The sequence below is a fragment of the Sandaracinobacteroides sayramensis genome (assembly GCF_022014495.1).
In the GTDB taxonomy this organism is placed as follows: domain Bacteria; phylum Pseudomonadota; class Alphaproteobacteria; order Sphingomonadales; family Sphingomonadaceae; genus Sandaracinobacteroides; species Sandaracinobacteroides sayramense.
The window spans coordinates 57,664-70,083 of sequence record NZ_JAKLSQ010000015.1; the positions used below are offsets into that span (position 1 = coordinate 57,664).

The 12,420-nt window shown below is 68.8% G+C and carries 12 protein-coding genes; 6 read left to right on the forward strand and 6 right to left on the reverse strand.

Going from position 1 to position 12,420, the window contains the following annotated elements; all coding sequences use genetic code 11:
• The first annotated feature begins 28 nt into the window (after window positions 1–28).
• Entirely contained in the window at window positions 29–427 is a 399-nt protein-coding gene (locus L6Q21_RS12425; RefSeq protein WP_237831087.1) for a hypothetical protein, read from the forward strand.
• Window positions 428–702: 275 nt separating this feature from the next.
• On the opposite strand, the gene L6Q21_RS12430 is transcribed toward L6Q21_RS12425, so the two are convergent.
• Entirely contained in the window at window positions 703–1,059 is a 357-nt protein-coding gene (locus tag L6Q21_RS12430; RefSeq protein ID WP_237831088.1) for a UrcA family protein, read from the reverse strand.
• A gap of 247 nt (window positions 1,060–1,306) precedes the next feature.
• A complete protein-coding gene (locus L6Q21_RS12435; RefSeq protein ID WP_237831089.1) occupies window positions 1,307–3,631 on the reverse strand; it encodes a TonB-dependent receptor in 2,325 nt (774 codons plus the stop codon).
• 242 nt (window positions 3,632–3,873) lie between these two features.
• Between L6Q21_RS12435 and L6Q21_RS12440 the strand changes: the two genes are divergently transcribed.
• The 4 genes from L6Q21_RS12440 (at window position 3,874) to L6Q21_RS12455 (ending at window position 7,593) form a co-directional block, all read left to right on the forward strand.
• Window positions 3,874–4,062 (forward strand): zinc-finger domain-containing protein, encoded by a 189-nt coding sequence (locus L6Q21_RS12440; RefSeq protein ID WP_237831090.1) that lies wholly within the window; start codon window positions 3,874–3,876, stop codon window positions 4,060–4,062.
• Between the two features lie 198 nt (window positions 4,063–4,260).
• Window positions 4,261–5,664: a metalloprotease TldD gene (tldD, locus tag L6Q21_RS12445; RefSeq protein ID WP_237831091.1), complete on the forward strand. Its 1,404-nt coding sequence runs from the start codon at window positions 4,261–4,263 to the stop codon at window positions 5,662–5,664.
• 172 nt (window positions 5,665–5,836) lie between these two features.
• Entirely contained in the window at window positions 5,837–6,175 is a 339-nt protein-coding gene (locus L6Q21_RS12450; protein WP_237831092.1) for a P-II family nitrogen regulator, read from the forward strand.
• Window positions 6,176–6,237: 62 nt separating this feature from the next.
• Window positions 6,238–7,593, forward strand: a complete 1,356-nt coding sequence (locus tag L6Q21_RS12455) for an ammonium transporter (RefSeq protein WP_237831093.1) — start codon at window positions 6,238–6,240, stop codon at window positions 7,591–7,593.
• Window positions 7,594–8,030: 437 nt separating this feature from the next.
• Here L6Q21_RS12455 and L6Q21_RS12460 read toward each other — a convergent pair whose 3' ends face one another.
• The 4 genes from L6Q21_RS12460 to L6Q21_RS12475 form a co-directional block, all read right to left on the reverse strand.
• On the reverse strand, window positions 8,031–8,915 hold the full coding sequence (locus L6Q21_RS12460) for an Hsp33 family molecular chaperone HslO (RefSeq protein WP_237831094.1): 885 nt from the start codon (window positions 8,913–8,915) through the stop codon (window positions 8,031–8,033).
• Window positions 8,915–9,850 (reverse strand): ornithine carbamoyltransferase, encoded by a 936-nt coding sequence (gene argF, locus L6Q21_RS12465; RefSeq protein WP_237831095.1) that lies wholly within the window; start codon window positions 9,848–9,850, stop codon window positions 8,915–8,917. Before argF ends, L6Q21_RS12460 begins: the two co-directional genes overlap by 1 nt.
• A complete protein-coding gene (locus L6Q21_RS12470; protein ID WP_237831096.1) occupies window positions 9,850–11,037 on the reverse strand; it encodes an aspartate aminotransferase family protein in 1,188 nt (395 codons plus the stop codon). The genes argF and L6Q21_RS12470 overlap by 1 nt, the downstream gene beginning before the upstream one ends.
• 149 nt (window positions 11,038–11,186) lie before the next feature.
• Window positions 11,187–12,026 carry an ABC transporter permease gene (locus L6Q21_RS12475; protein ID WP_237831097.1) on the reverse strand — a complete coding sequence of 280 codons (840 nt, stop codon included), beginning with the start codon at window positions 12,024–12,026 and terminating at the stop codon, window positions 11,187–11,189.
• Between the two features lie 86 nt (window positions 12,027–12,112).
• On the opposite strand from L6Q21_RS12475, the gene L6Q21_RS12480 reads away from it, so the two are divergent.
• A partial coding sequence (locus L6Q21_RS12480; RefSeq protein ID WP_237831098.1) for a GcrA family cell cycle regulator occupies window positions 12,113–12,420 on the forward strand: 308 nt, incomplete at its 3' end.

The window sequence follows — 12,420 nt, forward strand, 5'->3', positions numbered from 1 at the left end:
GAAAGGCGAAACCGAAGAAGGAAGCCCGATGATCGCCGCCGAAGCCCTGTCCGCCCTTGCCGCCCGCCTGACCGAAGTGCTGCACCATCCGGTGGAGCTGGGCGACGGGCCTGCGGGCGACGGGCCGGTGCTCAGGATATTGGTGCACGCCATGTCCCCGGTGCCGGACGTTTCGAAGATGACCGGGCGGCATCTGGCCGACCAGTCGACGACGCTGAGCTGGATCTTCCTGCTGCTGCTGCGCGGCGAGGCGGAAGGGCTGCTGGCGGCGACGCGGGTGATCGAGGCGGCCGCCATCGACATAGACGGTCGGCCGGTGCTGGGCGGCGCCGGCTGGCGCGCCGACATGGCGCTGGAGGATGCGCCGGAGTGGGCGCGCGGCCATGGCCCGGCGATCGGGCTGCGGCTGCGGGTGGCGGTGGCCTGACGCCGCAAGGAAGCGGGCGGGGAAAAGGACAAGGGGATTGTGCGGTTTGCAAACCCAGGCGGCGAATGTCGATTCTGGTGGAAAGCGCCGGTGATGAAACTCCCTCGTCACCCCGGGCTTGACCCGGGGTCCAGCTTTCTTTCTCCAGCACCNAAATGTCCAGTGTCAGGTCGGCGACCGCACAATTCGGTTGATAAAACTGCACAATAACCAAGAAAAGGCCCGCCCCCGGTTGCGGGGACGGGCCAGTTTGGACTGACTGGTGGAACGGCCGTTCAATCGGTGGCGGCGACGCTGATCTGGTTGCGGCTGGCGACCTGGCCGGATTGCGCCAGCGCCACCAGCTGCTCCTTCTTCGGCGCGGCCGAGGCGATGGCGGTGGCCTGGCAGGCGGCGCGCTCGGACACCGCCTTCAGGTTGCGCCAGTCGCCGGCGTTGCAGACGGCGCGGGCGGCGCGGTTGATGCGGACATCGAGCGCGGCGACGTCGGCGGGGTTGGCGAGATTGAGGCCGCGGGTGGTCACTTCCAGGCTGCGCGGGGCGACGTCCGCCGGGGCGGCGAAGGCGGCCGTCTGCGCGAAGGTGATGACGATTGCGGCGGCGAGGGCAAGCGGGGCGAAAGAGGTGCGCATCGGGGTTCTCCTGTTGAGGAGGTGCTGCCGGGTCCGCTCGAGAGGGGATTGGCGATCCGGCAGCACCATGGCCCGCTTGTGCCGTGCCGCCGGGCGGCTGTCGCGGCCGCCTCGACGGAGGGCGGGGGAGGCTCTGCCGATTGCAGGCGGTTCGACGAACGCCGGTCCCGCGTCGACGAACTGCGGGTGGGCGATCGGCCGGGCTTCGGCGGGTTGCCCGCCCGCCGTAGCCCGGCTGGCGCGACGATCAGAAGCGGAAGGCGAGCTCCACGCCGCCCAGGCGCGGGTTGCCGCGGATGAAGGTGGGGGTGCCGAAGGAGCCGCCGGTGTTGCCGGCGTCGATCAGATACTCCCGGTCGAAGAGGTTGGAGACGAAGCCCGTCACCTGCCAGCGGCCGCCCTGCCCCTCGAAGCCGGCGCGCAGGTTGACGAGCGCCACCGGGCCTTGCGAGATCGCCTCGCTGTTGGGCACCTCGAAATAGATCTTGCTGCGGTAGGTGAGGGTGGGGGTGATGAAGGCGGAGAGGTCGTTGCCGAGCGGCATGCGGAAGTCCGCCCCGGCGGCGGCCTGCCATTCGGGCTGCAGGCGGAAGCGGTTGCCGCCGAATTGGCCGTTCGCTTCCTTCTCGTCGATCTTGGCGTTGATCCAGGCGCCGTTGGCGAACAGGCTGATGTAGCCCGACGGACGCCAGTTCGCTTCCGCCTCGACTCCGAAGTTGGTGGCCGAGCCGGCGTTGCGGGTGACGGCCTGCCCGTCCTCGATCACGCTGACCTGGAAATTGTCGTAGGTCTGGTAGAAGATGCCGAGGCTGCCGCCGAAGGCGCCGAGCGAGGCCTTCACCCCGCCTTCATAGTTCCAGACGGTTTCGGCCGGGATGTCGGTGCGTTTGGCGACCGGGCCGCCGGCCGTGTCTTCCGCGTTCAGTTGCACCACCGGGCTGCGGCGGCCCTTGGAAACGGTGGCATAGCCGTTCAGCCCTTCCGAGAAGCGGACGAGGGCGTTGAAGCGCGGCAGGAAGGCGTTGTTGGTCTGGCGTGCGGTGAAAATCTGGCCGTTGGTGCCGGCGAAGGGCAAGAGCGAGATGCCGCCCGGAATCAGCGCCTGGGACAGCACCGACTTCGGCTGGTCGGAGAAATAGCTGGAGCGGCGCACTTCCCACAGCAGCCGGCCGCCGGCCGTCAGTTCCAGCCAGGGGGTGACGTCGAAGGAGGCGTCGGCGAAGACGCTGACAAGCTCATTCTCGCCGCCGTTCTGGTAGACGGAGGAATAGGGGATGGCCTGCAGCGCGCCGCCCGTGAGCATCGCGGTCGCCTGCGCGGCGGTGACGACGCCGTTCGAGTCGACGCAGGGCACGTTGGGGATCACCCTCAGCACGCACTGGATGTAGGTGCCTTCTTCCGTGGAGAAGGGCACGCGCTGGGTGCCCTGTTCCCAGAACCAGTTGAAGCCGGCGAAGGCGCGGAACCGCTCTCCTTCATAGTTCACGCGGCTTTCGTGGCTGAACTGGCTGCCGCGCGCGTCTTCGGCGAATTCCAGGAACCAGGCGCCCGTGCCGTCGGCGTCGAACACTTCGAGCGAGTTGAACTCGCGGTAGCCGAAGATGTGGACGGTGGACCAGGGGCTGTCGTCCGGCGTGTAGCGGGCGGTAAAGTTGAGATCGTGCACGTCGCGCCGGAGGCCGAGCTTCTCCATGCCCAGCACCTGCTTCGAATAGGGCGAGCCGCCCAGTTCGGCGAAGCTGTAGGGCGAGGTGTCGCCGCCATAGGGGTTCAGCGTGCCGGACTTGAAGGAGGTGCCGGGGTTGCGCTGGCCGTCGTAGCTGTAGACGAGGTCGGCGCGGACCGGGCCTTCCGGATCGAGCTTCAGCGAGACGCGGACTCCGCGCTGGTCCTGGCCGTTCAGATCGTCCTGCTCGACCGTGCCATTGGGGGTGCCGCCGGCGATATTCTCCACCACGCCGTCGCGCTTCTTCCAGGCGAAGGCGACGCGCAGGCCGAGCATTTCATTGGCGATGTTGGCGTGGCCGGCGATCATGCGCTGGTTGAAATTGCCGAGCGCGCCGCGAATCTCGCCCGAGACATCGTCGCCGACCGGGTTCGGGATCACCGAGACGGCGCCGATGGCGGCGGCGGTTCCGAACAGGGTCGCCTGCGGGCCCTTCACCACTTCGACCCGCTGGATGTCGAACAGGTCGAAATAGGAGCCGCGCGAGCGGCTGACGTCGACGCCGTTGTAATAGACGGTGACCCGGGCGGCTTCCTGCGCCGAGCCGGAATCCGAAGTGATGCCGCGGATGACGAAGCCGGGGTTGTTGGCCGACTGCTCCTGGATGTTGAGGCCCGGGACGAAGGCCGACAGCTCGTTCATCTGGGTGATGCCCATGCGCTGCAGGCTGTCGCCGCTCCAGGCGGTGACGTTGACGGGCACGTCGACGATCCGCTGGTCGCGCTTCTGCGCGGTGACGATGATGTCTTCCAGCGCTCCGCCGTCGCCGTCGACCTGCTGCGCCCAGGCGGGGGCGGCGATGGCGAGAGCCAGGAGCGAGGCGGCGGGAAGCAGGGCGGGTTTCATGGAAGTCCTCTCAGGGATGTGCGATCTTGGGGCGTTCGTTTGGCTGGCGCCCTGCGCCCGTCATGTTGCAGTGCAGCGTCAAATCTGTTGCGTTCGGGTGACGCGCCTTCGGTGTGGCTGGTTTGCCACGCCGGCGGAGGCGGCACTTTCGGAACGCCGATGGAGGCGGCAGATTTCGGAACGCCGGCGGAGGCGGCGCGGCCCCTTTTCGCCGCCGGCCGAAGAGGCTAGAGAGCGGCGCCATGAGCACCGCCCCGCAGCCGCCCGAAACGCGCATCGTCCACAGCCGCCGTGTCGCCTGCGATGGCGACGAGGGGGCGCTCGGCCATCCCCGCATCTGGCTGGAGATCGACGCGCGCGGCTATGTCGACTGCCCCTATTGCGACCGGCGATTCGTGCTGGAAGGCGATGGCGGCGGCGACCAGCATTAGGCTGGGGCTCTTCACGCCGGGCTTGGCCGGCTTTCTGCCTCGAGCGCGGCGCCAGTGGAAAAGCTGGACCCCGGGTCAGGCCCGGGGTGACGGAAAGTTCGGGGTGACGGGGAAATACGGCAAGGGCTTGTATCGCTTCCCGGCCTGGGGAAAGCGGGCGGCCTTTCGCCTTTCGCCCCGACGCCCTATGTCGGGGGCATGCAAAGCCTTCTCTACACCGATCTCGACCCCGGCGAAGCGGCGCGGCTGACGCGCGAGGCGCTGGAGGGCATGGAGGATGGGGAACTCTATCTTCAGATTGCCGCCTCCGAGAGCTTCGCCTTCGACGACGGGCGGCTGAAGACGGCAAGCTTCGACCAGAGCCGCGGCTTCGGCCTGCGCGGCGTGGCGGGCGAGGTGAGCGCCTACGCCCATGCCAATGAGATTTCCGCGCCCGCCATCCGCCGGGCGGCGGAGACGCTGGCGGTGGTGAAGGGCGGCGATGTGGCGCCCGCGCCGGCGCCGCTGGGGACCAACCGGCGGCTCTACACCGATGCCGATCCGCTTTCCGCCGTGCCCTTCGCCGACAAGGTGGCGCTGCTGGAGAAGATCGACGCCGTGGCGCGGGCGCGCGACCCGAAGGTGGTGCAGGTGACCGCCAGCATGGCCGCGAGCTGGAGCCATGTGGAGATCGTCCGCGCCGACGGGCAGCGGGTGAGCGACGTGCGGCCGCTGGTGCGGCTGAACGTGGGGATCGTCGCCGAACGCGACGGCCGGCGCGAGTCCGGGAGTTGGGGGCTGGGCGGGCGGCATCTTTACGACAGGCTGTTCGATCCGGCCGAGTGGGAGCGGGCGATCGATCTGGCGCTGGCGCAGGCGCTGACCAATCTGGAGAGCGTGGCGGCGCCGGCCGGCGAGATGCCGGTGGTGCTGGGGCCGGGCTGGCCGGGAATCCTGCTGCACGAGGCGGTGGGCCATGGGCTGGAAGGCGATTTCAACCGCAAGGGCAGCTCCGCCTTTTCCGGCAAGGTGGGGGAGCGGGTGGCCTCGCCGGGCGTGACGGTGATCGACGACGGCTCGCTGCCGGACCGGCGCGGGTCGCTGAGCGTGGACGACGAGGGGACTCCGACCGGGCGGACGGTGCTGATCGAGGACGGAATCCTGAAGGCTTATATGCAGGACCGGATGAACGCCCGGCTGATGGGCGTGGAGCCGACCGGCAACGGCCGGCGGGAGAGCTTCCGCCACGCGCCGATGCCGCGCATGACCAACACCTTCATGACCGCCGGCCGCGAGGATCCGGGCGAGATCCTGCGCGGCGTGAAGAAGGGGCTTTACGCCAAGAGCTTCGGCGGCGGGCAGGTGGACATCGTGTCGGGCAAGTTCGTCTTTTCCTGCACCGAGGCCTACCGGATCGAGGATGGGAAGATCGGCGCGCCGGTGAAGGGGGCGACGCTGATCGGCAACGGCCCCGAGGTGATGCGGCGGATTTCCGCCATCGGCAACGACATGGCGCTGGACGAAGGCATCGGCACCTGCGGCAAGGGCGGGCAATCGGTGCCGGCGGGCGTCGGGCAGCCGACCTTGCGGGTCGAAGGGCTGACGGTGGGCGGAACTGCCTGAAAATAAGGCAGCATGTTTCACGCCGATTTGAGCATGCCTTTTAATTAAGCAGACTTCTTTCCCTTTTGCTGCACTGCAAGAGGAATTTGAACTTGGCACGCTTCCTGCATGGGCTTGTCCTTGCGGGCGCATTCGCGTCCGCCGGGAGAAGCTGGAAAGGGGATCGGCCGCCGTGAAGTTCATTGTCGCCGTCATCAAGCCGTTCAAGCTCGACGACGTCCGCGAGGCGCTGCTGGCGCTGGGCGTCGCTGGCCTGACCGTGACCGAAGTGAAGGGGTTCGGGCGGCAGAAGGGCCAGACCGAAATCTACCGGGGCGCGGAATACAGCACGAACATGGTGCCCAAGCTGAAGCTGGAAATCGCCATTCCCGCCGATCTCGCCGCGCGGGCCGTGGAGGCGATCCAGCAGGCGGCGCACACGGGCGCCATCGGCGACGGCAAGATCTTCGTCTTCGACATGGCCGGGGTGGTGCGGATCCGCACCGGCGAAACCAACGAGACGGCGCTTTGACGGGCGCGCGTCCACATACCGCGGGCAGCTTCGCGCTGCGACCGCTGAAGGAGGGGTCTCAGATGGAATTGCGACACCTGCCCTGGGGCAAGATGGCCCTGGGACTAGGCGCTGCCGGCCTTGCCGCCGCGCAGCCGGCATTCGCGCAGGAAGTGGCGGCGGCCGCGGCCGAGGCGGCCGACGCGCCGGTGCTGGACACGGGCGACACCGCCTGGATGATCGTCGCCACCGTGCTGGTGATGACGATGATCGTGCCGGGCCTGGCGCTGTTCTACGGCGGGCTCGTCCGCACCAAGAACATGGCGTCGGTGCTGACGCAGATCCTGGCGGTCGCCAGCCTGGCGATGCTGATGTGGGTTTCCTTCGGCTATGCGCTGGCCTTCGGCGGCGATTCGAACGCCTTCATATCCAGCGGCAAATATTTCCTTTCGGGAATCACCGCCGACACGCTTTCGGGCAGCATTCCCGAGTTCGTGTTCGTGGCCTTCCAGATGACCTTCTCCGCCATCACCGTGGCGCTGGTCGTGGGCGGGCTGGTGGAGCGGATGAAATTCTCCGCGCTGATGGTGTTCGCCATCATCTGGCTGACCATCGTCTATTATCCGATGGCCCATATGGTCTGGTACGGCAGCGACGATCCGGCCGCGACCGGGCTCATCTTCGGCTGGGACGCGCTGGACTTCGCGGGCGGCACGGTGGTGCACATCAACGCCGGAGTCTCGGCGCTGGTGGGCGCGATCCTCATCGGCAAGCGCATCGGCTACCAGAAGGAGCTGATGGCGCCGCACTCGCTGACGATGACGCTGATCGGCACCGGCCTGCTGTGGGTGGGCTGGTTCGGCTTCAACGCCGGCTCGGCGCTCGCCGCCAACGGCTCGGCCGGGCTGGCGCTCATCAACACCTTCACCGCGACGGCCGCCGGGGTGCTGTTCTGGATGCTGACCGAGCGGGCGCTCGGCCACTCGGGCTCGCTGCTGGGGGCCTGCTCGGGCGCCATTGCCGGGCTGGTGGCGATCACGCCGGCGGCCGGCAACTCCGGCCCGTTCGGGGCGATCCTGCTGGGCGCCGTCGGCGCGGTCATCGCCTGCCTGTTCGTGATGAAGGCGAAGCCGAAGCTGGGCTTCGACGACTCGCTGGACGTGTTCGGGATCCATGGCGTTGCCGGGATCGTCGGCTCGGTGGGCACCGCCTTCACCATGCTGGCCGTGCTCGGCGGGCCCGCCGGCGACGATTATGCGCTGTGGCCGCAGCTCTGGGTCCAGGTGAAGTCGGTGCTGGTCGCCATCGTCTGGTGCGGCGTGGGGGCGGCGATCGCCTTCTCGGTCGCCAAGGCGGTGACCGGCGGGCGGGTGACGCCGGACGTGGAGCGCGAGGGCCTCGACCTCGGCGAGCATGGAGAGCGCGCCTACAATTACTGAGTTCCGGGCGCCCGGCGGAAAGGACCGGGCCCCGCACGATTTCCTCCCCAAGGAACCAACCTCCCCCCGGCGGGTAACTGCCGGGGGGGTTTTTTGTCGAAGGCGGGCGCGATTTCGGCGCAGCCNGCCGACCAGTCCGACGGCACGCGGCTTCGCCGCGCTTTTTCTTCTTTCCTTCTTTTTGGTGGTTGTGCGGTTTTGAATCCTGCCGGGCCTGACCCGAGGGACCGCTGTCTTCCTGAAGCGCCGCGCTGGCCGAAAAGCTGGACCCCGGGTCAAGCCCGGGGTGACGAAGGTTGGGAATGACTGGTGTCGGCGCGGCGACCACATGATGGCCGTTGGTTTGAAAACCGCACGATCGCCTTCTTTTTCTCTGTTTCCGCACCCCGGCCGGACTCGGCGGCTTTGCCGCCGGCCGGCCCCAACCGCCCCCGAACTCAGATTTCCAGCAGAAACTGCTTCGAGCAGAACTCGCAGTCGACGGAGATCACCCCATCGGCGTTGCGCATCTCGGCGCGCTCCGCTTCCGGGAACTGCTCCAGCACATTGCGGATATGCTCGACCGAGCAGCGGCAGCCGCGCGTGAGCGTTTCGGTGGGCAGAACCCGCACCTCATCCTCGTTGAAGAGGCGCCAGAGCAGCGTCTCCTCCGACAGGTCCGGGTCGGCCAGTTCGTCGGCGGTGACGCTGCCGCCCAGCACGGCGACATGCGCCCAGTCGGGATTGGCGCCTTCCACATGCAGGCGGGCGCCGCCTTCCTCGGAGCGGGCGAGCTGCTGCACGAGGAGGCCGCCGGCGGTCCAGCGGCCGTCTTCCGCCCGGTCGGCGGCGAGGCGGACGAGGGTGGGAAGCTGCTCGCTGTTCTCGAAATAATTCTGCGCCGCGGCTTCGAGCGAAGAGGCGCCGAGCTCGACGATGCCCTGGTAGCGTTCGGCGGACGAGGTCTGGTCGAGCGTGAGGATCAACTGCCCTTCGCCGAACAGCGCCTCCAGCGTGCCGGCGCTTGCGTCGGTGGCGAAGCGGCGGTCCAGGTCGAGCGCGGCGTAGCCGCGCAAGGCCCAGTCCTTGAAGTCGGCGACCATCAGCCGCACCGGGCCGCCCTGCCCCTTGGCCTGCAAGGTGAGCTGGCCGTCTTCCGGGCGGAAGAGGGCGCCGAGCAGCGCCGTCAGCGCCAGCGTCTCCGCCAGCAGCCGGGCGACGGGTTCGGGGTAGGCGTGGGCGCCGAGGACCTCGTCCAGCACCGGCCCGAGCCGCACGAGCCGGCCGCGGGCGCTGCGGCCGGGGATGGTGAAGCCGACGAGGCGGTCGCCGCCTTCCGCCATCAGCCGAGCTTGCCCAGCGCCCAGAGGAGGAGCGCCTTCTGCGCGTGGACCCGGTTCGCGGCCTCGTCCCAGACGGCGGATTGCGGGCCGTCTATGACGCTGTCGGCCACTTCCTCGCCCCGGTGGGCCGGGAGGCAATGGAGGAAGATGGCGTTGGCGCCGGCGAGGCCCATCAGCAGAGGCGTCACCTGATAGGCCTGGAAGTCGCGCAGGCGGCTGTCGGCGTCGGTGTCGCCCATCGACACCCAGGTGTCGGTGACGACGACATCGGCGCCGGCGCCCGCTTCCTCGGGCGAGGCGGAGATCCGGATTTCCGCGCCACGGGCGCGGGCGGCGGCGATGAAGCCGGCGTCCGGCGCATAGCCTTCCGGGTGGGCGATCCGGAGCTGGAAGCCGAGCAGGCCGGCGGCCTCCACGATGGAGTTGCAGACATTGTTGCCGTCGCCCACCCAGGCCCAGACGGTGCCGTCGGCGTTGCGGCCGAGGCGCTCCTCCACCGTCAAGAGGTCGGCGGCGATCTGGCAGGGGTGGGACAGGTCGGTGAGGCCGTTCAGCACGGGGACGCTGGCGGCGCGCGCGAACGCCTCCACATCGGCGTGGCGGTTGGCGCGGATCATCACCGCGTCGACGAAGCCCGAGAAGACGCGGGCGGTGTCGTCGATGCTTTCGCCCCGGCCGAGTTGCAGGTCTCCGGCGGCGACGGTGATGGCTTCGCCGCCCAGTTGCCGCATGGCGATGTCGAACGACAGGCGCGTGCGGGTGCTGGGCTTTTCGAACAGGCTGGCGAGCACATGGCCGGCGAGCGGGGCGTCGCCGTCGGCCGCGCCATGCGGCAGGCCCTTGCGGGCGAGCTTGCGGGCGCGGGCGTGGTCGAGCACGCGCCGCAGGCCGCCGGGGCCGAGGTCCGAGAGGTTGAGGAGGTTGCGGGCGCCCATCAGACGGCCTCCGCCGGCTGGAAGCTGGCGGCGGCGGCCGACAGCTTGTCCACGCACTCGCGGATATGCGCCTCGCCGATGTTGAGCGGCGGCAGGATGCGCACGACATTGTCGCCGGCGGCCACCGTCAGCAGGCCATGGCTGGAGCGGGCGTGGGCGACGAAGGCGCGGCTGTCTCCGTTCAGCTTCACGCCCAGCAGCAGGCCGAGGCCGCGCACCTCCTGGAAGAGGTCGTGGTTGGGGATCATCTGCTGCAGCGCGGCGCGCAGCCGTTCCGAGGTCTGCCGGGTCTGGGCGAGGAATTCCGGCTCGGCGACGATGTCGAGCACGGCGTTGATCGCCGCCATGGCGAGCGGGTTGCCGCCATAGGTGGAGCCATGGGTGCCGATCACCATGCCGCGCGCCGCCTTTTCCGTGGCGAGGCAGGCGCCGACCGGGAAGCCGCCGCCGATGCCCTTGGCGATCGCCATGATGTCGGGCGTGACGCCATATTGCTCGTGCGCGAAGAGGGTGCCGGTGCGGCCGACGCCGGTCTGCACCTCGTCCAGCACCAGCATCAGGTCGTGCGCGTCGGCCAGCGCGCGCAGGCCGTTCAGGAATTCCGGCGTGGCCGGGCGGATGCCGCCTTCGCCCTGCACCGGCTCGAGGAGGAAGCCGCCGATCGACGGGTCGAGGGCGGCCTTCACCGCCTCCAGATCGTTGTAGGGCAGCACCTTGAACCAGTCGGGCAGCGGCTCGAAGCCCTTGCGCAGCTTTTCCTGGTCGGTCGCCGAAATGGTCGCGAGCGTGCGGCCGTGGAAGGCGTTGGAGAAGGTGATGAGGCGGAATTTCTCCGGATTGCCGCCGGCGTAATGATAGGCGCGCGCCGTCTTGATGGCGCATTCCACCGCTTCCGCGCCGCTGTTGGTGAAGAACAGCGTGTCGGCGAAGGTCAGCGCGATCAGCCGTTCCGCGACGGAAAGCTGCTGCGGCGAACCGTAGAGGTTGGAGGTGTGCATCAGCGTCGCGGCCTGCTGCTGGATCGCCTTGGTGAGGTGCGGGTGGCCGTGGCCCAGCAGGTTGACGGCGATGCCGCTGGCGAAATCCAGCCACTTCTTGCCGTCCGCGTCGAAGAGGTAGGCGCCCTCGCCTCGCACCGGCGCCACTTCGCAGCGGGGGTAGACGGGCATCAGGGGGGAAATCGCCATGGGGAAACCTCGTTCGGGATTCTGGTTGGAGGGGGCCTTTGGAAAGAAGTTCGACTCGCTGCCGATACGCCGCAGGACCGAGACACCGCAGAAACAAAAAAAGGCGGCCGGGAAAGCCGCCGATTCCTGTTGCGCCGGCTTCTACCGTTTCAGGCGCGCAATTTCCACCCCGATTTCAGGAGCGCGTGGGCGGCGATCCAGAGCAGGACGACGAGGCCGCCGACGATGCCGGTGCCCATCCAGGCGGGCGCCTCGGCGACTCCGGTGAAGCCGGCGCGGAAACCGTCGATCATGTAGAAGAAGGGGTTGGCGCGGCTGAGCGTCTGCACCGAGGGCGGCAGCGCCTCGATCGCGTAGAAGGTGCCCGAGAGCAGGGTGAGCGGCTGCACCAGGAAGTTGGTGACGGCGGCGCCATGGTCGAACTTGTCGGCCCAGATGCCGGTCAGCACGCCCAGCAGGCCGAGCAGCAGCGCGCCGAGCGTTCCGAAGACGAACACCTGCAAAGGGTTGGCGATGGAGACGTCGACTCCGGGCCAGACGAGCATCGCCAGCCAGATGGCCAGGCCCACCGCCCAGGCGCGGGTGACGGCGCCCGCCACATAGGAGAAGAGCAGCTCCTGATGCGAGAGCGGCGGCATCAGCACGTCTATGATGGTGCCCTGCACCTTGGCGATGAGGATGGAGGAGAGGCTGTTCTGGAAACTGTTCTGCACCATGCCCATGATGATGAGGCCGGGCGCGAGGAAGGTGGAATAGGGCAAGCCCAGCACCTCGCCCTTGGCGCGGCCGAGCGCCAGGCTGAAGATGGCGAGGAACATCAGCGTGGTGGCGGCCGGCGCCCAGACGGTCTGCAACTGCACCTTGAAGAAACGCCGCACTTCCTTCACATAGAGGGTGCGTATTCCCAGCCAGTTGATGCCATGGATCACCGGAACCCCGGGTTCCGGTAGCGGCAGCGGCACAGTCTGGCGGGGAAGCGGTTCTTGCATGGGTGCGCCGTTCCTATCCGGCCGCACCCGCCCCTGCAAGCGCCGGAATAACGGACCGGAACAACGGAAACGAGAGCGGGACGAACATGGCCTGGACCGACGAGCGCATCGCCGCGCTCAAGCAATATTGGGAAGAAGGGCGTTCGGCGAGCCAGATCGCCGAGATTCTGGGGGAAGGGCTTTCCCGCAACGCGGTGATCGGCAAGGCGCACCGCCTGGGCCTCGCCTCGCGCCCGTCGCCGCTGAAGACCGGCGAGGGCAAGTCGGCCGAGCCGAAGGCGGCGAGGGCGAAGGCGGAACCGCGTTCGGCGCCCGCGCCCAAGGCCGCCGCGCCGCAGCCGGCCGCTGCCCCCGCGGAGGCGAAGCCGGCCGTGGCGGCCGCGCCGCAGCCGGC

Coding starts and splice junctions, on each gene's coding strand:
- L6Q21_RS12425 (WP_237831087.1), top strand. CDS start 29: ATGATCGCCGCCGAAGCCCTGTCCGCCCTTGCCGCCCGCCTGACCGAA.
- L6Q21_RS12430 (WP_237831088.1), bottom strand. CDS start 1,059: ATGCGCACCTCTTTCGCCCCGCTTGCCCTCGCCGCCGCAATCGTCATC.
- L6Q21_RS12435 (WP_237831089.1), bottom strand. CDS start 3,631: ATGAAACCCGCCCTGCTTCCCGCCGCCTCGCTCCTGGCTCTCGCCATC.
- L6Q21_RS12440 (WP_237831090.1), top strand. CDS start 3,874: ATGAGCACCGCCCCGCAGCCGCCCGAAACGCGCATCGTCCACAGCCGC.
- tldD (WP_237831091.1), top strand. CDS start 4,261: ATGCAAAGCCTTCTCTACACCGATCTCGACCCCGGCGAAGCGGCGCGG.
- L6Q21_RS12455 (WP_237831093.1), top strand. CDS start 6,238: ATGGAATTGCGACACCTGCCCTGGGGCAAGATGGCCCTGGGACTAGGC.
- L6Q21_RS12460 (WP_237831094.1), bottom strand. CDS start 8,915: ATGGCGGAAGGCGGCGACCGCCTCGTCGGCTTCACCATCCCCGGCCGC.
- argF (WP_237831095.1), bottom strand. CDS start 9,850: ATGGGCGCCCGCAACCTCCTCAACCTCTCGGACCTCGGCCCCGGCGGC.
- L6Q21_RS12470 (WP_237831096.1), bottom strand. CDS start 11,037: ATGGCGATTTCCCCCCTGATGCCCGTCTACCCCCGCTGCGAAGTGGCG.
- L6Q21_RS12475 (WP_237831097.1), bottom strand. CDS start 12,026: ATGCAAGAACCGCTTCCCCGCCAGACTGTGCCGCTGCCGCTACCGGAA.